This window comes from Segatella copri, from assembly GCF_019249655.2.
Lineage (GTDB): Bacteria > Bacteroidota > Bacteroidia > Bacteroidales > Bacteroidaceae > Prevotella.
Map to the genome: position 1 here is coordinate 3,735,749 of NZ_CP137557.1, position 22,215 is coordinate 3,757,963.

Consider the following 22,215-nt stretch of genomic DNA (forward strand, 5'->3'; position numbering starts at 1 on the left):
CTTTTCGGGGATAATTGCTAACTTTACACATGATTTCAGTAACCAACATTTAAGACCCGTAATATGACAATTAATGATAATAACAATTATTGCGTAATATTGGCAGGAGGTAAGGGTAGAAGATTGTGGCCATGCAGCCGCAGCAACTATCCCAAACAGTTCATCGACTTCTTTGGAGTAGGTAGAACCCAGTTGCAGCAAACTTTCGATCGTATGGCGAAGATAGTGCCAGCCGACCATATTTATATCAATACCAACGAGGAATATGTGAATCTGGTGAAGGAGCAGTTGCCAGAGGTATCTGCCGACAACATCCTGGCAGAACCTATCCATCGCAACACGGCACCTAGCATGGCTTGGGCCAACCATCGCATCTCGATGATGAACCCGGATGCCTGTGTCATCACCACACCTTCCGACCAGGCCATCTTCAACGAGGAGGCTTTCCGCGAGAATGTATTTGAGGGCTTGGCTTTCGTAGCCGAGAACAACCATTTCCTGACTATGGGTGTGAAGCCTACCCGCCCTGAACCAGGATACGGATACATTCAGATGGGCGATGTCTGCAGCGACAACATCTATCATGTGCAGTCGTTTACCGAGAAGCCTGAGCGTGATTTCGCCAAGATCTTCATGGAGAGTGGCGAGTTCTATTGGAACACGGGCCTCTTCCTGAGCAATGTAAGTTATCTGCGTGAGTGCTTCTGCAAGATATTGCCACCGGTGCTCCGTGACTACGACAAAAAGTATCCTGAGTTCAGCGTGGAGACGGAGAATGCCTACATGAAGGAGAGCTTCTCTTCTTATCCCAACATCTCTGTGGATTTCGGTATTCTGGAAAAACCGTCTAATGTCTGCGTGATGAGATGCGACTTCGGATGGGCCGACCTGGGCACCTGGCACAGCATCTACGAGGCGATGCAGAAAGGTGAGGGCGACAATGTGATAGTAGACAGCGATGTGCTGATGGAGAACTGCAGCAACACGGTGGTCAAGGTGCCAAAGGGCAAGCTTGCCGTGCTGAACGGCCTCGATGGTTTCATCGTAGCCGAGAGTGACAATGTGCTCCTGGTATGCAAGAAAGAAGACTCTTCTGCCCTGGTTCGCAAATATGTGAACGAGATACAGATGAAGAAGGGCGATGAGTTTGTTTAAGTAAGAACGTATGGAATATAGATAGAAAAAGAGCTGCGAATATGCTTCGCAGCTCTTTTTCTGTTTGAAACTTCTTGAATTTAAAGTTTCTTGAATTCTGTATAAATCTTGTCGGCGATTTCCTTGAACTCCTCTTCTGAGAGCTTGAGGTGCTCCTTGCGGAAGTTCACGTCGGCCTCGCTGTTCATAGGGATGAGATGGATGTGGGCATGAGGAACCTCCAGACCCAAAACCACCTGAGCTACCTTCTTGCATGGGAAGGCTGCCTTGATGGCCTTAGCCACTTTTTTGGCGAATACCTCAAATTCAGCCAGGTCTGCATCCTCCATATCGAAGATGTAATCCACCTCCTTGCGAGGAATCACCAGAGTATGACCTTTGCCGATAGGGCTAATGTCGAGGAAAGCATAGAACTTGTCGCTTTCTGCACACTTGTAGCTAGGAATCTCTCCTGCTGCAATTTTTGAAAAAATGCTTGCCATAATCGCTAATCAATTTATAATTAATAATTTAGAATTTACAATTTATCTTTCTTGACTTATCTTGGGGGCTTACATATAACATAAAAGGAACCGTCATACGGGCATCGCTGCCAATATGATAGTTCCTTTTATTCCGTTTTATTCAAATGAAATCTTGTCGATGCGAAGATTGATGGTACCGCGAGGAATCTTGATCTCCGCAATCTCACCTACCTTCTTGTTGAGCAATCCCTGAGCAATAGGGGTCTTGATGGAAATCTTGCCTTCCTTCAGGTTTGCCTCGCTCTCGCTCACGATGGTATAGGTCATCTTTGCCTTGTTAGCCATGTTGGTCATCTCTACCTTCGACATAATCTGCACGCAGTCGGTGCTGAGCTGCTTGGTGTCGATGATCTTAGCCTCGGCAATGGTGAGCTTGATGCGGTTGATCTTATCTTCTAGATGAGCCTGTGCCTCCTTGGCGGCATCATACTCTGAATTCTCACTTAAATCACCCTTGTCGCGGGCTTCAGCAATTGCGGCTGATGCCTTAGGGCGCTCTACAGATACGAGCTCTTTCAGCTCAGCTACGAGTTTGTCGTAGCCTTCTTGTGACATGTAAGCCATAATTTTTCCTGTTGTTTATATGTTATTAATAATAGGGTTGCAAAAGGCATAAAAAAATAAAGAATTCCAGTGCCTGCGGAGCACCGGAATCCTAAATCTATTTTGTGTCTCTTGTTTATCCTTTTGTCTATAATTCGATTGCAAAGATAGGACTTTATTTCCGTATCACCAAACTTTTTCGGTGAAATTTTGAAAATATCCCCCTTTTTCTTTCACATAGTCCATTAATTGGTTAAAAATCTGATTATTGCGCAATATCTCCGGATTGCCCGTCATAATCATCTGCTTCCTGGCACGGGTGATGGCTACGTTCAGCTTGCGGTCGATGATGGCACCATCTTCCACAAAACTGTTGCCGGCAAGGAAGTCGAGCTGCCAGATGTTCTGGATGGTGAAACTGTAGATGATGACGTCGCGCTGACTGCCCTGGTATCGCTCCACGGTATCGATGCTTATCTTCTCCAGTTCCGGGATGCCGAGCTTCTCGATGCCCTTGCGCACCATGGCTATCTGGTTGCGGTAAGGCACGATGACGCCCACCGTCTTCTGGGCATCAAACCGATCGCCGTAGAAACGGTGGATGCGGCGAAGCATATCTACCACGATTTCCGCCTCGTTGGCATTGATCTTGTCTGATACATTCGGCTCCTTGCAGAACTGGGATGGCAGGAAGATCATGCGGTGATTCTTCAGCAGGTCGTCGGTGGCATCGAGCGATGGGAGGGTGTAGGAGAGTTCCGTCTCCAACTGGTGTGGACAAGGCACCGGCTCCAGCTTCTCCCGTCGGTAGAACATCCTGTTGGGGAACTCTGCGATTTCCGGATGCATTCGTCCCTGGCGGCGCAGGATGCCGATGAATTCGCTGCGCTCCTCATGGTCTTCCCAGCGGATCAGACGCTCGAAGAGGGAGTTGCGGCAGTTGGTGAGACAGATGTCCTGCAGGATGCTCATGTCGATGACACCACCTTTCTGGCTGTCGTTGATGGTCGGAATGCCTGAGTCCTTCTCGCTTTGCTGCACCACGGCAGGCAACTGCTTGTAGTCGCCGATGAGGATGAACTTATCCACAGCCGAAAGCAAGCCGATGAGGTTGGGTTCCAATATCTGGCTCGACTCATCGATGATGGCAAGCTTGAAGTGCTTCAGCGTAAAGATGAATGGCTTGGAGGTCATCATCGAAGTGGTGCCCACAATGACGCGCGTACCTATTATATATTGTTTGATGGCTTCCAGCTTCGGACAGTCGCTGATGGCCTTTTCTATCAGATATGGGCGGAATCGCTCGTCGCAGGAGTACTCGCTGCCAAGTCGAAGGAATGGGATGCCGGAATCTACCAGCATCTCGCAGATTTCATCCACGGCTCGGTTGGTATAGCTCATCAGGAGAATGGATGAGGCTGGTTGCTGATAGCCGCCTCTTGCCGTGGCGATGCTTTCCGCTGTAGGCAATCCCGTTCCGTCGTTCAGGGCTTCTTCTACCATGAACTTCAGGGCACGGCTGGTCTTTCCTGTTCCCGGAGGTCCCACGAGCAGGAAGTAATCCTGTGCCTGCTTGGCACGGAGGATGATATCGTCCAGAACATCGTCGTAATGTCTGGTCAACGATAGGGAAGTGTCTCTTTGTGGAGCACGCTGTCCCAGCAGCAGGTTGCGTTTGTCCTTGGGTGCACAGATAAACTGGTGCAGGTTGCGGATGCTTCCGCCCGTGCTGGCATCGCTCGTTCCGTGCTCAATGGCATACGGCAGGTTCATCTCGAAGATGTCGGCATTCTGCTGACCGTCGTTCAGATGCACCACAATCTCATCGCTGTGAATCTCCTGCAATACACCTTTATATAATATAGCCTTTCTCACGTCGGGTTCTTCCTTCAGCGTGTAGGTATAGAGATACACCATGTCGCCGATGCGGAAGTTGGGCAGGAAGTCCTTGCCCTGGTCGGGCACGCTCAGGGTGATGGTGTCGTATCCGCTTCCCTCGCAGCTCTGTTCCTTCCTGATGATGTGCAGGTCGGTGTAGATGTTGCCTGCATCCTTCTTTTCTGATAGAGGCATCGTCCAGAGGTCGGAGCTTGATGTGTTCGTACCTTCCTGTGCGCCCACCTTGCTGATCATCTGCTCTCTGAGCACAAAGGTCATCATGCGGCAGAAGTAGGCTTCCTCCAGTGGCGATAGGGCATGGAGTGGGTCGGTGATGGCGCTGAGCTGAGGCTTCAGGTACTTGTTGTAGAAGAAGTCCTGGGTGCCGGCTACATTGAGTACTTCGGGGGTAAACTCGTTCAGCGCATGCTCAAAGCCTTCCTTGGCTATCTCGAAGGAGGCGGCTACCAGCTGGTTTCTGTAGGTGATGGCTTCCTGGAAGAGCTTGCGGTAATAGGCTACCACCATCAGTCCGTCTTGCGGCTGATACTTGGAATAGAGCAGACGGATGTTTACCCGTTCGTTGCTCAGCTTGAAGTTATGCTGCAGCACGCCATAGTAGAGCAGAAGCTGCACATAGTGCGGCTCCAGCTGATAACTGTGATAGCTCGGGTCTGTCTGATGGGTCTCTATGTTCATGTTGCGTCCCGATTTCTGCTCCACCAGCAGTTTGCAGTCGGTGGTCATCAGGTCCACACGTCCCTGGATGCCGAGTGCTTCGCAGACGAACGAAGGTTCGAGGATGGCTTTCTTCCTGTCGTAGAACTCCTCGCCCCGGAATGCTGTCATCTGTGCCTGCGATGCGGTGCGTGGGAAGAGAATATCCACCACCTGCTGCAGATTGAATGCCTGCAGACTGGCATCGGTATAGAACTTCTTGGCATCAAACCAGGGACAGGTGCAGAACTCCAGGGCTTTCTCCCTGAAATTGGTCTTCACCGTCTCGTTCATCTGGTATTTTCCGTGCGTGTTGATGATGTCGTCCAGTGCTGCTCCGGCAAAGTTACCCAGCAGGGTGGCCTGGGTGTTGGCTCTAGGCTTCATCAGGTTGAGAAGATAGAGCAAAGGATGGTGGCCGAAAGCCGTGAAGCAGCTGGCGATGCTACTGATATCTACCAGATAGTCGGGCTCTACCACGACGAGTCGGGGAGTGATGATGGGTTGCTTCACCTGACAGTCGAGCAGGTTGAGCTGCATGCCTTCCTTCAGAAGGTCCCAAAGATAGGTGTGGTCGATATGGTTCTCCTCGTCCTTCAGTCTCACCAGGTATTCCTCCTCGTCGGCATCCTGGTCTATATCCACACGGATAAAGTCGCTGTCCCAGTTCTTCACGATGCAGCGGATGCGGCGGTTGTTGATTTCCAGTCCCTTCTGGTAGGGGCGGTTGGTATGTGGGATGAGCACGTTCAGTTCGTGGGGCACATCCACTCCGAACACGGCAGAGATGAAGATGGCGAGGGCACGTGCATCATACTTGAGGTCTTCGCCCGACAGGGGTTCCTGCGAGTTGCTGTGTCGGCGCATGGTCTGTATGGCAATCTTGTCTGCCACCTTGATGCCGCGTGCCTTACAGAGATAATCCACCTGGGAGAAGAGGTTACCGAAAGCCTGTTTGGTATCCTTCACTCCTTCGTGGCAGCAGAGGATGAGCGTGTCGTGCATCATCTTGTTGCGTGTCTTCGGCTCCAGTTCGGGGAGTATCAAAAGTTCTCTTACCCTAAGGAAGAGTTCTGCGGCGCTGATATTGTTTTGATTCATAGGCTACAAAGTTACGAAAATTATAACTACTCTTATAATAAAGGTATTTATAATTATTGATAATTAACTGTTGAATGGGAATGCGTTTTTAAGGGAATTTAGGGTGTTCGTGCAAAAAAATGTAGTAAAGTGTCGAATATTCGTGCGAAAAAGTGTATCTTTGCAGCAAAAGTTCGTGCAAAAAAATGTAGTACTCTATTTTAATAACCGATATTAAAGAATAAGAATTATGACAAAAGAAGAATTGATGCATAGAGCCATTGAGCTCTCAAAGAATAGTGTTAAGACCGGTGGCGGTCCTTTTGGTGCTGTCATTGCCAAGGATGGTATCATCATTGCTGAGGCTTCCAACAGCGTAACCATCGATCTCGACCCTACGGCACATGCCGAGGTGAACTGTGTGCGCCAGGCTTGTTTCAAGCTGAAGACCTTCAATCTGGAGTGCTGCGAGATTTATACCTCTTGCGAACCATGCCCGATGTGTCTGGGTGCTATCTACTGGGCACATCTCGACCGTATCTATTATGCCAACGACCGAAAGGATGCGGCAAAGATTGGTTTCGACGATGAGTTTATCTACGAGGAGATTGACCGCAAGATAGAAGACCGCCACAAGCCGATGATTGCCTTGATGCGTGATGAGGCGCTGGGTGCCTTCCGCATGTGGGAGGAAAATTCAGAAAAAACGGAGTATTAGTAAATTCTCTAATTATTTATAACAATAATGGAACAGTCAATAGAAAATCTCTACAAGCTTGACGGTAGAGTGCCCGTCGGTAAAGCACTCCCATTTGGTCTTCAACATGTGTTGGCGATGTTCGTAAGTAACATTGCGCCAATTATGATTCTTGCTGGTGCAGTAGGATTGGATAGTCCGACGAGTGCTGTGCTCATCCAGAATTGTATGGTTATCGCCGGTATCGGTACCTTGGTGCAGCTTTATCCGGTATGGCGAATCGGTTCACGCCTTCCTATCGTGATGGGTATCTCCTTCACCTTCCTTTCGCTTGCCATCGCCATCGCCGGTGCTCATGGCATGGGTACCCTGGTGGGTGCCGTCATCATTGGTGGTCTGGTAGAAGGAACACTCGGACTTTTCGCCAAGTATTGGATCAAGTTGATTCCTCCTGTGGTTGCTGCTACGGTGGTAACAGCCATCGGTTTCTCGCTCCTTCCTGTGGGTGCCAACTCTTTTGCAGGTGGTCAGGGTGCAGCAGATTTCGGCAGCATGAACAATTGGGTTGTGGGCACGGTTACCTTGCTTGCCTGTCTTCTCTGTCAGATTTTTGCCAAGGGTTTCCTCCGCTCTCTTTCTGTATTGGTAGGATTGCTGGTGGGTTATGTGCTGGCGCTCTTCGTGGGAATGATAGATTATAGTGGACTTTCTGGTCTTTCCATCGTTTCGTTGCCAAAGCTCCTGCCATTCACCCCAGAGTTCAATATCGGTGCCATTCTTTCGGTGGTAGCCGTATATCTGGTGTCTGCCACAGAGACCATTGGTGATACTTCGGCTCTCTGCAACAGTGCCTTGAAGCGTGATCCTAGCACCAAGGAGATGGGCTCAGCTGTATGCTGCGATGGTTTCGTAAGTACCTTCTCGGGTCTTTTCGGTTGTACTCCTATCACATCGTTCAGCCAGAATGTAGGTTTGGCAGCCATGTCGGGTGTGGTAAACCGCTTCACCATTGCGTTGGGTGCCATCATCATGATTATCGGTGGTGTATTCCCTGCTATCGGTTATGTATTGACCACCATTCCTCAGGCTGTATTGGGTGGCTGCACCATCATGATGTTCGGTAGCATCCTCTTTGCCGGTTTCGGCATGATGGCTCGCACGGGCTTTTCTCAGCGCAACATGGTCATCGTGAGCCTTTCGCTTAGCGTAGGTCTCGGCTTCACATCAGCCACGGGCATGTTCAACATCTTCCCAGAGATTGTCCGCACCGTATTCGCCGATAACTGTGTAGCCGTAGTCTTCCTGCTCGCCGTTATCCTGAACCTCGTGTTGCCAAAGAACATGGATAAAGCATAAGAATCAAAGGAATTTATAGTTAAAAAAGGTGCAACTCACAAGTCAGAATGTGAGTTGCACCTTTTTTGCTATAAACTGTTAACTATAAACTATCCACTAAATCACTGTCCTCCCAGTCTTTCGAAGAAGGTGATGATTTCTTCGAAGGTCTTGAATTCATCGCTGCCGTATTCTATCGCCGTACCCATGAAACCATTGCATGGGCGAGGATCGATGAAGTAATCGCCGTAGAGCAGGTTCTTCTGGTTGCAGAAGATGATGTGGTCGTAGGCTGGGGTAGAGAGATATTCCTCCACCCAGGTCTGTACCTTCGCCATGTATTCATGGTCGTTGGTAGGTGCAGGGGCTACGATATATACATTGTAATGCTCTATCAGCATCTCGTAAGCTTTGTGCATGCTGCTGGTTGCCTTCATGTAACTGTCGTGCAGGGCATCGAAGTCGATGTATACGATAGGACGCTCCTTGCCGTTCTGCTTGTCGTCTATCCATCGGATTACCGGACAGAGATAGTGGAATGCCACCTTGTCGATGAGTCGGTGCTCGCCATGGAATGGGATGGCGAGCGGATAGTGCTCGTGGAAGAGGTCGAAGGTGTGAACCACCGGGTCTTCATCGCCGAAGAGACCATAAACTCGTGCCTGCTCCTCAGGGGTGATGTCCTGGAAGCAACGCTCGGTAAAGTCACGGTATTCCTTGATGAGACCCTTGGTAACCATCAGTTCGTTCACTCCGTCCTTTCTCGGGTTCTGGAATTCCTGCTTGCCGGTCATGCTGCTCATCGTATTGCCCATCTCGAAGGCTGGGTTTACGAGAATGCGGTCGTAGCCTTTCAGCATCTCGGTGTACATACCACCCATTGAGGTGCCGATGATGAGGTCGGGCTTCTCCGTCTCCGCCATCTTCTGCAGCATCTCTATGGCCTCTTCCGGATGTACCGGGATGTCTTCAGCCACGAGGGTGGCATTCGGCATCAGTTCCTGCAACATCTTCACGGTGCCGCTCTGACCAGAAGAGAGGAAACCGTGAACATACATGATTTTCTTGCCCGACATGAGGTCGGGGAATTGCTTGATATATGGATTCATATTCTTATAGTTTAATAGGGGGTATCATATCATGCTCCCTGAACATCTTATTCATTTCTGCTGCAAAATTACGCTAAATTGCAGACAAAACAAAATTATTGGGCGATAAACTTTCCTGTTTCCGAAAAAAGTAGTAATTTTGCACCCAATAACCATATTAAAGTTCAAGTCATAATGGATTTACTGAAAGAAAGAATTATGAAGGAAGGCCGCTGCTTTCCTGGTGGAATCTTAAAAGTAGACAGCTTTGTAAACCATCAGATGGACCCTATTCTGATGATGGACTTAGCTAAGGAATTCGTGCGCCTTTTCAAGGACATCAATTACAACAAGATTGTTACTATCGAGGCTTCGGGCATCGCTCCTGCCATCATGGTGGGTTATCTGACCAATCTCCCTGTTGTCTTCGTCAAGAAAAAGCAGCCTAAGACCATGGAGGGTATGATTACCTCGGTGGTTCACTCTTTTACCAAAGACCGTGACTATACGGTATGTGTAAGCAACAGCTACCTGACTCCTGAAGACCGTGTTATCTTCATCGACGACTTCCTCGCCAACGGTAACGCTTCCAAGGGTGTGATGGATCTCTGCGAGAAGGCTGGTGCCAAGATTGAGGCGATGGGCTTCATCATCGAGAAGGCATTCCAGCATGGTGGTGATTTCCTGCGCAAGGAAGGTATCCGTTATGAGGCACTCGCTACAGTAGAGAGCCTGGATGACTGCAAGATTGTATTGAAATAAATAAGAATTATAGTAGAACATATCCCGCTAGGCATCCCGGCGGATTTGTGTGTTTGAAGAAAAGATATTTTTTCCCTTAAGGCTAAATATTTTTAGCCTTAAGGGAAAATAAATTTAGCCTTAAGGCTAAATATATGAGGATGTATCTTCTTGATAAGATGATGACTTACTTGATGATGTCTGCGGCATAGATGCCCATTGCCTTGTATCCTGCCGGATTCGGGTGGAGCCAGTCGTTGCTGGCGTATTCCCGCTTCATCCTTCTGTCATCATTCAGGTCTTGCAGCAGTTTTGCAAAATCCAGAATGCCATCCACCTTCTTTGCCTGGCTGCGAATCCAGTCGTTCACGTAGAGGCGGGCGGCTTCATGGAAATGACTGTAATAGCCGGCGCCCCTGAAAGGCGTGATGGTGCCCAGGTAAACCTTCATCTTCCGGGCTTTCGCCTTCCTTACCATTCCCTGTATGCTCTCGATAATCTGGCGTGCCACCGTCTCGCTGTTGCCGCTCTTGGCTGCTCCGATATCGTTGATGCCTTCGAAGATAATCACCTTCTTTACGCCGCTCTGCATCAGGATGTCGCGGTCGAAGCGTTCCTTGGCGAGTGCTCCGAATCCGCCCGGCACGGTTACCCGGTTGTTGCCGATGCCCAGGTTCAATACGCCTTGGTTGGTTATCTTATGCTTCAGCTGCAGCATCTCCGACATGACGTCGGGCCATCGGTTCTGGGCATTATCCGTAGAGCATTTGCCGTCGGTGATGGAGTTGCCCATGATGGCGATGGCACTCATGTTGTTGCTCATGGTATACACGTCGATGCCGCTGATGTTGTACCAGTGGTTCTCTCTGAAAGCCTTCTCGAAGTTGGAGTGGGCGTTGGTTACACCTTTCATGATATAAGAGGTGGTGCGCGAACCCATGTGCACGGTGGGCACTTCGGGAGCCGAGGTGTAGTTGATGGTGATGGCTACACGCTCCAGGTTTCTGAGGTTGAACTTCAGGGCGTCGCTCACTATCTGCTTGCCGGCAGGAATGACGGTCTTGTAGCTGTTGCCGAACTTGAAGTATTGTGCCGATTTGGCATCGATGCTGAACGAGTCCTTGGCATGAGCGATGTAGATGGAACGGATTTCCACGGGTTGCATCGAATAGATGTTACTCAACTTGAGGCGAATCACGTCGCCTCCTATGCTTACCTTTACCACCTGGCGCACCGAGCGGTTGGTCATGCAGTTGTTATAGGGCATAAATGATCTGACTACAGTTTGCGGAGCTGTGGCCCAGGTGCCTACCCAGTTCTGTGCTAGAGAATATGTTGACAGGGCACAGAACACCATTAAAAAAACTAATAATCTTTTCATCATGCGTGCAAAGTTAGAGAGAAAAGGCAATAAAACCAAGAAATTTAAAAACTTTTTTCATAAAACTTTGGATAATAAGGGGAAAAGTTGTACCTTTGCCAAAAATTCTAACTAAATATAAATCTATGAGTTCAAGTAAAAGTTTTGCGATTCCATTGTCGTTCATTGGAATCATGTTTTTCTCATTAGGCTTTGCCTTGGGAATCAATTCATTGCTGGTGCCGGTGTTGCAGGGTTCGTTGGGTATCTCCAACGCAGCTTCTTATCTCATCATTGCGGCAACCTTCATTCCGTTCCTGATTTTCGGCTATCCGGCTGGTCTCACCATCAAGGCGATAGGCTATAAGAAGACGATGTCGCTGTCGTTCGTTATCTTTGCTGCGGCATTCTATCTCTTCATCCTTTCTGCCGATGAGAAGAGTTTTCCACTGTTTCTGCTGGCTTCGTTTGTGAGCGGTGCAGCCAATGCCTATCTTCAGGCATCGGTAAACCCTTATATCACCATCTTGGGTCCTCTGGATAGTGCGGCAAAGCGCATCAGTATGATGGGTATCTGCAACAAGCTGGCATGGCCTATTCCATCCATATTCATCGTGTGGCTGCTGGGCAAGGACGTGCATCTCATTGGCATCGAAGACCTGTCTAAGCCATTCTGGATTATCATCGTAGCCTTCCTGGCACTGGGCGTGCTGGCATTCGTGGCTCCATTGCCTGAGGTAAAGGCTGCCGGAGAAGATGAGTCTGACGGTGAAGAGGCTGCAGCCTGTGCCTATGCTGCTACCAAGACATCTGTGTTCCAGTTTTCTCACTTGCTGTTGGGTTGTCTGGCATTGTTCCTCTATGTGGGTGTTGAAACCGTATCGCTCGGAACCCTGGTAGATTATGCCAATTCTCTGGGCTTGCCAGGTGCGGCAAACTATGCGTGGATTGCTCCTATCGGCATTGTCATCGGATATATCTGTGGTATCATCCTGATTCCTAAGTACATGAGTCAGGCTGTGGCATTGAAGCTCTGTTCGTTCCTGGCGATAGCTGGAGCTTTGCTGGTGGTTCTTACTCCAGCCGAGATTTCCATCTATTTCATCTCATTGATGGCATTGGGTTGTTCTCTGATGTGGCCTGCACTCTGGCCTTTGGCAATGGCAGATTTGGGTAAGTTTACCAAGGCTGGTTCTTCGTTGCTCATCATGGCGATGTTTGGCGGTGCCGTTCTTCCTACGCTTTATGGCAGTTTGAAGGATGCCGTAGGTGCTCAGCAGGCATATTGGCTTTGCCTTCCATGCTTCCTCTACATTCTGTATTATAGCATCCACGGATATAAGATCCGTTCATAATATGGGGCTTTTCATCCCCTTAATATAATAATGTGTATCCTTATTGCTTTCTTCCAGGAAGAGCAGTAAGGATACATTTTCTGTTTAAACAATCTTAAAAAATGGAGTCTTCGGTAACACCCCATTCTTTTTTTAAGTAAATTTGCAGTAACGCAACTGTAACTAACAATCGTCTGTACCATTCGGTTGGCATTGCCGATAACACTGGGATATTCCTGGCGTCTTACCTAAATCTAGGTTAAAGATGAAGAATTTTAGAAGCATAGGCCTGATGCTGGTCTTCGTAGCTAGCCTGTTGGTTGGCTGTACATCAGACAATGTGATGACTGGTTCATCACAAGTAGAAAACCAAGAGGTTGTATTCAATCTCTTTGAGCATTCCATCTCTGATATTGGGACGAGAGGCGACGGCTCTGGCAATAAGGCATTGGCAGACTGCGGCCTGTTTTCCGAACTGGAGGTGGCGTTGATTCCTGATGGTGGAACCATGAAGTCGGAGTATGTGGTTAGGCAAGATGATGCTATGGACAATTTCGGTCAAGTTAAAATGTATGTTCCCGAGGGAACATACCATCTTATCATTGTGGCAGCCAATACTCCTAAGCCTATCGGCAAGTCTAGGGTTGAAATCAAGTCGGTTACGGAAGTGGTTTTCCCAAACAATTCGGTTCCTGATATGGCTTATTGCTATAAGGATATAACGATAGCCTCTTCAGGTAAGTCGCATAGTTTCGATTGTGTGCTCAAGCGTTCCGTGGCTGCTTTCAAGATTCAGACAACGGATAAATTCACAGGGAATTCGAAGAATCTTTCCATCAAGATGTCGGGTAATTGCGGTAATGTGCTCAATCCGTCTACGGGTCATTGTTCTTCAAAGGCCGAAGTGAATAAGGACTTTGATTTAGCCAAGTATGTGGGCAAGACTTTGGGACTGACCTTCTATGTTATTCCGGGGGAAGATGAGGTAGAAGATGTCTCTGTAACGGTTGATGTGTTTGACAAGAATGATAAGGTGATAAAATCCAATTCCTTCTCGAATGTTCATCTGGTTACTGGCAAGCGAACCACTTATACGGGTCCTTTTAGCAGTTATACCACCGGTTTCTCGATAAATGTTGGCGAAGCTGATATTGCTGATTCTGGGTATGGCAAGGAGTTTGAATAGAGCTCTGGATCGGGCTTTGTACTTCACACTACACGAATATGTTGTAATTGTCTGTGTTTCATTGACTTGTGCGAGTGCAATACCCTGGCTGACACTACACTAACACTACACCACACTACACTTTTCTAGGGGGCAGGCGGCTCCGATTTTTTTAACTGTAAGTGGCTCCGTATTTCCGCAGCTGCGTGTAGTGTGGTGTAGTGTTAGTGTAGTGTGAGAGCTGATATTACACAGGTGATAACACTCTGAAATACAGTGTTTTAATGTGCACTTAGTGTAGTGTGAAGTAGATTTGCGTATTCGGTGCCTCAGGATTTCCTGCGGGTATCAGTTCCGAAACATGTAGCCACGAATCTTTTAGTGCCTGGTTATGGCAGAAAATTGCCCTAGTTAGGAGCAACTTCTTGCCATAGTCAGGCAAAACTCCTTAGGAAAGTGTGATGAATGAGAAGAAAAGTCCTTAGGAAAATGTGATGAATGGGGAGAAAAGTCCTTAGGAAAATGTGATAAATATGCTTAAAAGTCCTTAGGAAAATGTGATTTTTCTTTTGTAATCCGTTGTTTATTAGTATCTTTGCAGAAAAATGCATAAAGTATGGAAAGATTGCTTATATCTCAATTGCTAAAATGGAAGGAAAGCCATAGTAGAAAGCCCTTGGTCTTGGAAGGGGCAAGACAGGTTGGTAAGACCTGGCTATTGAAGGAATTTGGCAGAAAGTACTTCAAAGACGTCTGTTATATCAACTTCGAGCAGAGCGACGTGCTTGGAGAAGTCTTTGCTGGCGATTTGTCTCCGCAGCGTATCATAGAACAACTCTCCATTTACAATGGTAAACTCATAGAGCCGGAACAGACGCTTATCATCTTCGATGAGGTGCAGGAAATGCCAAGAGCACTCACTTCTCTGAAATACTTCTGCGAGGAAGCACCGGAGTATGTCATTTGCTGTGCGGGTTCTTTGCTAGGTATAGCCCTGCATGAAGGAACATCTTTCCCTGTAGGCAAAACGGATTTTCTGCATCTGTATCCATTGTCTTTCAAAGAGTTTCTGATAGCAAATGAAGAGAAGATGCTGGTTGACTATATAGACAAGGGAAATAGAAATCTGGGTGCTTTTGAGAACCGGCTTACGGATTACCTGAAGAAGTATATGATTATAGGCGGAATGCCAGCTGTTGTGATGGAGTGGTTGGACAGTAAAGACTATAATAAGGTGAATCGCATCCAGCAGGAGTTGATAGCTGCCTATCAGAAAGATTTCTCTAAGCATGCTCCTAATTCCATGGTAGAGAAGATTCGCTATATCTGGAACAGTATTCCTTCTCAGTTGGCGAAGGAAAACAAGAAGTTTGTCTATGGATTGGTGAGAGAGGGAGCCAGGGCAAGGGAATATGAGGATGCCATCATGTGGCTTTGTGATGCAGGTGAAATCATCAGAACCCACAATGTGAACAAGCCGGATATTCCAATCTCGGCCTATGCTGACCTGAAATCTTTTAAAGTGTTTCTGCTTGATGTAGGCCTTCTGAGGGCGATGAGCCGCGTTTCTCCTAAGGTGATATTGGAAGGCAGCAGGATTTTTGAAGAGTTTAAGGGTGCCTTGACGGAGCAATACGTTTGTCAGGAACTTCAGAATTACTCTGATGTTCTGGAAACCAATTACTATTGGTCATCCTCTGCTACAGCCGAAATAGATTTCCTCGTTTCTGATGGCTGGGATGTTTATCCGTTGGAAGTAAAGGCAGGAGTGACGATGAATGCAAAAAGCCTTAAATTATACAGGGAGAAGTATTCACCGAAGTGGGCACTCCGTACCAGTCTTCTGATGTATGAGAAGAATGAGGCTTCTAAAACGATCAATATACCTCTTTATATGCTTTTTGCTTTGGGTAAGGAATTGGAAGCAGAAAGCTAGAAAAACAAGATGGGTGGCAGTTTTTAGCTAAACTGTCGCCTTAATCTTGTTATTTTGTAGAAAAAGTGAATAAAAAGTGAATATTTATAATAAAATGTCGGTCGAAATACTATTTTTCTAGAAAAAAGTTTGGTGGTTTGCTAAATAATGTGTAATTTTGCAGCCGATTAAAAATATTTTTAAAATTCCTAAATTCCGCAGCATTTTAGTTTAACTTATTTTATAAGTACCTGAGCAACAAAAAGTTGCTCAGGATTTTGCCATGTCAGATTTTTCACCTATCTTAGTGTTGCAAATCAAAATATGTATCAAACCCGACAGACATGGCAAAGGTAGCAATAAAATCTGAGAAACTCTCTCCTTTTGGAGGAATTTTTTCAATAATGGAGCAATTTGACTCCAATCTCTCATCTGTAATCGACTCAACCCTCGGTATGAGATGTAGGCTGTATGGTTATCAATACAGCGAAATCATCCGTTCGCTTATGAGCGTTTATTTCTGTGGCGGCTCATGCATAGAGGATGTCACCACTCATCTGATGTATCACCTCTCGCTTCATCCGACACTTCGCACATGCAGTGCCGACACGATTCTCAGAGCCATAAAGGAACTGACCCAGGATAACATTTCCTACACATCCGACACTGGCAAGACCTACGACTTCAACACGGCAGACATGCTGAATACACTGCTCCTCAATTGCCTATTGTCCACAGGGCAGCTGAAAGAGGGCGAGGGGTATGACGTTGACTTCGACCACCAGTTCATAGAGGCTGAGAAGTTTGATGCGAAACCCACATACAAGAAGTTTCTCGGGTACCGTCCAGGTGTGGCTGTCATTGGCGACATGATTGTCGGCATAGAGAACAGCGACGGCAACACTAACGTTCGTTTCCACCAGAAGGACACGTTGAGGAGATTCTTTGAGAGGATTGAACAGAAAGGATTGACAGTCAATCGTTTCAGGGCAGATTGCGGATCCTGCTCAGAGGAAATTGTGGAAGAGGTCGGAAAGCATTGCATGACTTTCTATATCCGCGCCAACCGCTGCGGTTCGCTCTACGATGACATCTTTGCACTCAGAGGGTGGAAGAGAGAGGAACTGGGCGGCATTGAGTTTGAACTGAACTCCATTCTTGTTGAGAAATGGAAAGGGAGGGCATACCGTCTTGTAATCCAAAGGCAGAAGCGAATTGACGGTGAGATTGACCTGTGGGAAGGCGAATACACCTACCGCTGCATCCTTACAAATGACTACGAGTCTTCCGAGAAAGAGATTGTCAAATTCTATAACCTCCGTGGAGGGAAGGAACGCATCTTCGATGAAATGAATAACGGATTCGGCTGGAACAGGCTTCCAAAATCCTTCATGGGAGAAAACACGGTGTTTCTTCTGCTTACGGCACTCATACGCAACTTCTATAAATTCATCATGGCGAGGCTTGACGTGAAGAGGTTCGGACTCAAAGCAACAAGCCGCATCAAGGCGTTTGTCTTCAAGTTCATCTCTGTGCCAGCCAAATGGGTCAGGACATCAAGGCAGTATGTGCTGAATATCTATTCATGCAACAACGCTTATGCTGATGTGTTCCAGAATGACTTTGGATGACACCGACAACTTATGGTCGTGATTTTGCGTATTGCCTCAAGTCGCATGGTGGGGTAAGGGGATTTAATGCGTCTTTGTGGCGATTTTTGCTGCGTTGCACCCTCTTTTGCCACAGTGTCGCTACCTTTTTGACCTCTGTGTCATCTTATGAGGGCGGTTGCGGATTTGAGGAAATTTAAGTAAGTTTTGAAAAGCGGGTTACACTTTCATATAAGTTTTGCCCGAAACGAGATAAAGAGAAAAAAAATATATATTCATTTATTTAAAACGAGAGAGATTATGGATAAAAGACTCATGACATTAGTCGCAGGCCTCACCCTGAGTACGGGTATGGCATTTGCGCAAAGTCAAATCTCTGGTAAGGTTACCTCTTCTGAGGATGGCAGCCCAGTTATCGGTGCTTCCATCAAGGTGGCAGGCACTAACACAGGTACAGTTACCGACATCGACGGTAACTTTTCATTGAACGCTCCTGCCGGAGCCAAGTTGGAGATTTCTTACATTGGTATGAACTCGCAGACCGTAAAGGCATCTTCTAACATGAAGATTGTTATGGTTTCTGACGACAAGACTTTGGATGAGGTGGTTGTTGTAGCTTATGGTACTACAACAAAGGCTTCTTTCACCGGTTCTGCTGCTGTAATGAAGGACAAGGACATGTCTGCAGCAAAGTCTTCACTTGTTAAGTCACTCGAGGGTAAAATGGCTGGTGTCAATCTTGGTGCTTCTACAGGAGACCCAGGTTCTGACCAGAGTATTTTGATTCGTGGTATTGGTTCTATCAATGGCTCTACTCAGCCTTTGTTTGTCATTGATGGTGTTCCTGTATCAAATAGTGATATGGAAAATGCTGGTGGTCATACCCGTTCTCAGTCTATCTTGTCTTCTATCAACCCAAATGATATTGAAAGCATGACCGTATTGAAGGATGCTGCCGCATCTTCACTCTATGGTTCTCGTGCAGCCAATGGTGTCATTATCATTACTACCAAGAGAGGTAAGGAAGGTAAGACACATGTCAACTATGATATGCAGATGGGTTGGAGCAACATTGCCAAAAAGAGTGCATTCGAGACCATGAATAGTGCTGAGTTGAAGGAGTATTGGACTGATGCAGTCAAGAACTATTTTGAAATGTATCCAAATGCATTGAAAGCATATTATCCTGGTATGGATGCTTCTGCTGCAGCTTTAGCTGAAATCCAATCTGGCTATTTTAGTAATTATGACTCTAATGAGACAACAGACTGGTTTAATGAAATTTACCGCACAGGTTTCACCACAGACCATCAGATTTCTATTGATGGTGGTAATGACCGTACGAAATTCTTCACCAGCTTTGGCTATAATAAGGTGAATGGTACAGTAAAGGGTAGTTCTTTTGACCGTTATAGTGGTCGTTTGAATTTGGATCATAAAGTAACAGACTGGTTCAAGGTTTCTGCAAAGGAAATGCTTTCATTTACCAATACTTCTGGTTTCCGTGATCAGGGTGACCAGGCACAGGGATTTGGTACAAGTTCACCAATGTCTGTTCTTTTCTCAATGGACCCTACTGCCAAGGTAAAGAATGAAGATGGTTCATATAATGCAAGTGCTTCTTTCTCATCTACAATCTCTAATCCAAACTTGATGTTTGGTGATGTAAAAGATCAGGGCGATCGTTCTGAGACATTGGATGCAGAATTGATGCGTAGTTTGACTAATGTTGAAGGTGAATTAAAGTTGCCATACGATTTGACTTTACGTTCAGTCTTTGGTTTCGACTATATGAGCAACAGTATCCGCGAGTTCTGGGCTCCAAAGAGTGTAAATGGTAAGGCTCAGAATGGTATTGGTTCTCGTAGCGTATATACAAGTAAGACTCTTACCTCTTCTACAACATTGAATTATAATCATTCATTTGGTAAGCATAATCTTGCTGCAATGGCTGGTTTTGAGACAGAGAAGCGCGACCTGTTGATATTGTATGCTTCTGCTCAGAATTATGCAGCTGCATTGCCTGAGTTGTCTAATGGCCAGTCTAATAGCAACTCCAGCATGAGCTATACTGCTGCAATGATGTCATGGTTGGGTAGCTTAAACTACAACTATGATAATAAGTACTATTTCTCTGCAAGTTATCGTCGTGATGGTTCTTCACGTTTGGCAGCAGACAACCGTTGGTCTGACTTCTTCTCTGTATCTGGTGCTTGGCGTATCAGCAGTGAGGAATTCTTGAAGGACAATGATTTGTTCAGCGATTTGAAGCTTCGTCTTTCTTATGGTACTAATGGTAACCTGCCTACAGATTATTATGGTTATATGGGTACATATTCTACTTCTGGTGGTTATGGCTCACAACCTGCAATTTTCTGGGGTCAGATGGCTAATGAAAAGTTGAGCTGGGAAAAATCTCACAACTTCAATATCGGTTTGGATTGGACTTTGTATAATCGGGTGACATTAACTTTCGATTATTACAACAAGTTGACAAAAGACCTTCTTTTCCAGATGCCAGTATCATACGTAACTGGTTTCAACAGTTATTGGAATAATATCGGTGAGTTGAAGAATCAGGGTCTTGAATTCTCTGTAAGCTCTCAGAATATTCGTACAAGTGATTTCTCTTGGACCACAGATTTCAATTTGACCAAGCAGAGCATTAAGGTCAATAAGTTGCCTAATGGTGACGATGTTCAGTATGGTGATGGTAATATGTACTTGCTCCGTGAGGGTGAGTCTATGCATACATTCTATTTGCCAAAAGCTAAGGGTGTAAACTCTGAGACCGGTTTGATGGAATTCTGGATTGACCCAGAGGATGAGTCTAAGGGTGTAACACCTGTTTATTCAAAGGCAGGCAAGACAATTGTCGGTAAGGGTGTTCCTGATTGGATTGGTGGTATGACCAATACTTTCCGTTACAAGGACTTTGATCTTTCATTCATGATTTCTTATCAGTTTGGTGGTGATTTGTTCGATTATCCAGGTTACTTCTTGACTTATAGCGATGGTGTTCGTATGGGCACATTCAATATGTCTAAGCGTGTAGCAGGTAATTATTGGAAAAAGCCAGGTGATGTAGCAGAATTCCCTAAGCCAATTATGGGTAATCCTTATCGTTCTGATAAGTTCTCTTCACGTGAAATTATCTCTACAGATAACATTCGTATGCGCGATATTACTATTGGTTGGACTGTGCCATATTTCAAGAAGTATATCAGCAATTTGCGCGTTTATTTCCGTGCAACCAATCCTTTCTTGATTTACAATGCAGCCAAGGATTTGGATCCAGATGTAGATGTCAATGGTTATCGTCAGACTGATACTCCAACAACACGTCAGTTCCTGTTCGGTCTCAACTTCAGTTTTTAAACAATAATAGAAGATTATAAATATGAAAAAGATATATTTAGTATTGGGTATTGCTGCAAGCATGATGTTCTCTTCATGCAGCGACTTCCTCGATAGAGAACCTTCTACAGAACTACCTACCAACTCTGCTATTAAGAGTACTTCTGATTTGCAGAATGCCGTCAATGGTATTGGCTATGTCCTCTCTGGTTCTTTGGTTGGTTATGATAAAATGTCATATGCCTCTGAGTTTACTCTTTTTGGTGATTTGCGTACCAACGATTTCATGGCTCCTTCTTCACAGGGACAGACAGATGAAATCCGCCAATATGCTTATTCTCCAAACGGAACATATCCTGATGCAGGTTATCAGATTTTCTATAAGGCATTGTCAAATGTAAACAGTGCCTTAGAAGCTGTTCCTAATGTGGAAGGTAAGCAGGCTACGATTGACAATCTCAAAGGTCAGTTGATTGCTTGGCGTGGTTTGTTGCATTTCGACTTGGCTCGTATGTTCTGTTATATTCCAACAACTGTGGATAATCCTTCTAACTCTTTGGGTTTGGTCTTGGCAGATAAGACTTTCCCACAGGATTACAAGGGCGTTCGTACTGATTTGAAAACAACTTACGACTACATTATTCAGCAGTTTACCGATGCACTTCCTTTGCTGAGCAAAACTTCTGATGTAGGTTACTTTAACTATTATGCAGCTTTGGCTCTTCGTGCTCGTGCTTACCTTTATGCTGGTGAATACACCAAGGCTCTCGCTGATGCTAAGGAGGTCATAGATCATGCTGGTGAAGCAGGTTATGAACTTTATACTCGTAGCAATTATGTTTCTGCTTGGGCAAGTGCAGGAACCACAGAGTCTCTTTTTGAGATGAAACTTTCTTCTGAGTATAATGCTCAACGTCATGGTCCTGGCTATTATACAGATGCAACAGGTTATCCTGAGTGCGCTTTCAATACTAACGGCTATTTGTACAAGTATCTTTCTTCTCATCCAAAGGATGTACGTTCTGGTCTGATTAAAGATCAGACAGATGCTGATGAGTATGAGGCTGCAGCAGGTTATTATCCAGCAAAGTATCCTGGTCAGAATGCTAATATCTACGTAAATAATCCAAAGATTATCCGTCTTTCTGAGGTTTATCTGATTGCTGCAGAGGCTCAGTGGCACATTGACAATCCTGGTTCATACACTTTGACTGCAACAAGTGCTGCCGCAGCTGAATACATCAATGCTATTCAGAAAAATCGTATTGAAGGATATGAGGATGTTACATCTGTAACTCTTCAGGATATTCTTCATCAATATGAGATTGAGTTGTTCTGCGAGAACCAGATAACTTATGCATATTGGCGTAATCACCAGAGTGTAACAAGTGGCGATGAGGAAGAAATCAAGTATAACGATTATCGTACTATCTTGCCTATTCCTCAGGCTGAGCGCGACTACAATAAGGAACTGCAGCAGAATCCTGAGTATTAAATCTTAGAGATATAAGATGTAGTACAATAAAATAAAAGGTGTATCCTTCTTGCCCCATACATCGGGCAAGCGAGGATACACCTTTTTCTTTTTATCTCCCTCACTCTCAAACATTTTCCCAGAATTTCTTGCATCTTTCAGAAGAAAAGCGTATCTTTGCAGAAGATTAGCTGCGCTCGGCAATTTGTAAGCAAGCTTACATTGCTTTCGCTGGCATAATC

At 46.0% G+C, this 22,215-nt stretch carries 15 protein-coding genes; 10 read left to right on the forward strand and 5 right to left on the reverse strand.

Going from position 1 to position 22,215, the window contains the following annotated elements; all coding sequences use genetic code 11:
• Positions 1-63 precede the first annotated feature (63 nt).
• Positions 64-1,155, forward strand: coding sequence for a mannose-1-phosphate guanylyltransferase (locus tag KUA49_RS15170; RefSeq protein ID WP_218413396.1), 1,092 nt, complete (start codon positions 64-66; stop codon positions 1,153-1,155).
• A gap of 80 nt (positions 1,156-1,235) precedes the next feature.
• Here the strand turns inward: KUA49_RS15170 and KUA49_RS15175 are convergent, their stop codons facing one another.
• The 3 genes from KUA49_RS15175 to KUA49_RS15185 all read right to left on the reverse strand — a co-directional run bounded on the left by KUA49_RS15175 (position 1,236) and on the right by KUA49_RS15185 (position 5,918).
• The gene (locus tag KUA49_RS15175; RefSeq protein ID WP_203040601.1) at positions 1,236-1,637 is read right to left on the reverse strand and encodes an HIT family protein; all 402 of its coding nucleotides are present in this window, start codon (positions 1,635-1,637) and stop codon (positions 1,236-1,238) included.
• 138 nt (positions 1,638-1,775) lie between these two features.
• Positions 1,776-2,243: a transcription elongation factor GreA gene (gene greA / locus KUA49_RS15180; protein ID WP_203040600.1), complete on the reverse strand. Its 468-nt coding sequence runs from the start codon at positions 2,241-2,243 to the stop codon at positions 1,776-1,778.
• Positions 2,244-2,408: 165 nt separating this feature from the next.
• On the reverse strand, positions 2,409-5,918 hold the full coding sequence (locus tag KUA49_RS15185) for a DEAD/DEAH box helicase (protein ID WP_218413397.1): 3,510 nt from the start codon (positions 5,916-5,918) through the stop codon (positions 2,409-2,411).
• Between the two features lie 229 nt (positions 5,919-6,147).
• Here KUA49_RS15185 and KUA49_RS15190 point away from each other — a divergent pair, with 229 nt between their 5' ends.
• A complete protein-coding gene (locus tag KUA49_RS15190) occupies positions 6,148-6,615 on the forward strand; it encodes a nucleoside deaminase (protein WP_218413398.1) in 468 nt (155 codons plus the stop codon).
• Positions 6,616-6,642: 27 nt separating this feature from the next.
• On the forward strand, positions 6,643-7,950 hold the full coding sequence (locus tag KUA49_RS15195) for a nucleobase:cation symporter-2 family protein (RefSeq protein WP_203049184.1): 1,308 nt from the start codon (positions 6,643-6,645) through the stop codon (positions 7,948-7,950).
• A 101-nt stretch (positions 7,951-8,051) separates the two neighbouring features.
• Here KUA49_RS15195 and KUA49_RS15200 read toward each other — a convergent pair whose 3' ends face one another.
• The gene (locus KUA49_RS15200; RefSeq protein ID WP_218413399.1) at positions 8,052-9,038 is read right to left on the reverse strand and encodes a YqiA/YcfP family alpha/beta fold hydrolase; all 987 of its coding nucleotides are present in this window, start codon (positions 9,036-9,038) and stop codon (positions 8,052-8,054) included.
• Between the two features lie 174 nt (positions 9,039-9,212).
• Here KUA49_RS15200 and xpt point away from each other — a divergent pair, with 174 nt between their 5' ends.
• Positions 9,213-9,779, forward strand: coding sequence for a xanthine phosphoribosyltransferase (gene xpt / locus KUA49_RS15205; RefSeq protein ID WP_203049187.1), 567 nt, complete (start codon positions 9,213-9,215; stop codon positions 9,777-9,779).
• A 166-nt stretch (positions 9,780-9,945) separates the two neighbouring features.
• Here xpt and KUA49_RS15210 read toward each other — a convergent pair whose 3' ends face one another.
• Positions 9,946-11,139, reverse strand: coding sequence for an SGNH/GDSL hydrolase family protein (locus KUA49_RS15210; RefSeq protein ID WP_218413403.1), 1,194 nt, complete (start codon positions 11,137-11,139; stop codon positions 9,946-9,948).
• A gap of 125 nt (positions 11,140-11,264) precedes the next feature.
• Here KUA49_RS15210 and KUA49_RS15215 point away from each other — a divergent pair, with 125 nt between their 5' ends.
• From KUA49_RS15215 to KUA49_RS15240, 6 genes are all read left to right on the forward strand, one after another.
• A complete protein-coding gene (locus KUA49_RS15215) occupies positions 11,265-12,473 on the forward strand; it encodes an MFS transporter (RefSeq protein WP_218413400.1) in 1,209 nt (402 codons plus the stop codon).
• Positions 12,474-12,717: 244 nt separating this feature from the next.
• The gene (locus KUA49_RS15220) at positions 12,718-13,638 is read left to right on the forward strand and encodes a FimB/Mfa2 family fimbrial subunit (protein ID WP_218413401.1); all 921 of its coding nucleotides are present in this window, start codon (positions 12,718-12,720) and stop codon (positions 13,636-13,638) included.
• A 595-nt stretch (positions 13,639-14,233) separates the two neighbouring features.
• On the forward strand, positions 14,234-15,553 hold the full coding sequence (locus KUA49_RS15225) for an ATP-binding protein (RefSeq protein ID WP_218413402.1): 1,320 nt from the start codon (positions 14,234-14,236) through the stop codon (positions 15,551-15,553).
• 323 nt (positions 15,554-15,876) lie between these two features.
• Positions 15,877-17,163: an IS1380 family transposase gene (locus KUA49_RS15230; protein WP_118354577.1), complete on the forward strand. Its 1,287-nt coding sequence runs from the start codon at positions 15,877-15,879 to the stop codon at positions 17,161-17,163.
• A gap of 279 nt (positions 17,164-17,442) precedes the next feature.
• On the forward strand, positions 17,443-20,520 hold the full coding sequence (locus KUA49_RS15235; RefSeq protein WP_256624788.1) for a SusC/RagA family TonB-linked outer membrane protein: 3,078 nt from the start codon (positions 17,443-17,445) through the stop codon (positions 20,518-20,520).
• A 22-nt stretch (positions 20,521-20,542) separates the two neighbouring features.
• Positions 20,543-21,994, forward strand: a complete 1,452-nt coding sequence (locus KUA49_RS15240) for a RagB/SusD family nutrient uptake outer membrane protein (protein ID WP_218412183.1) — start codon at positions 20,543-20,545, stop codon at positions 21,992-21,994.
• Positions 21,995-22,215: the final 221 nt, after the last annotated feature.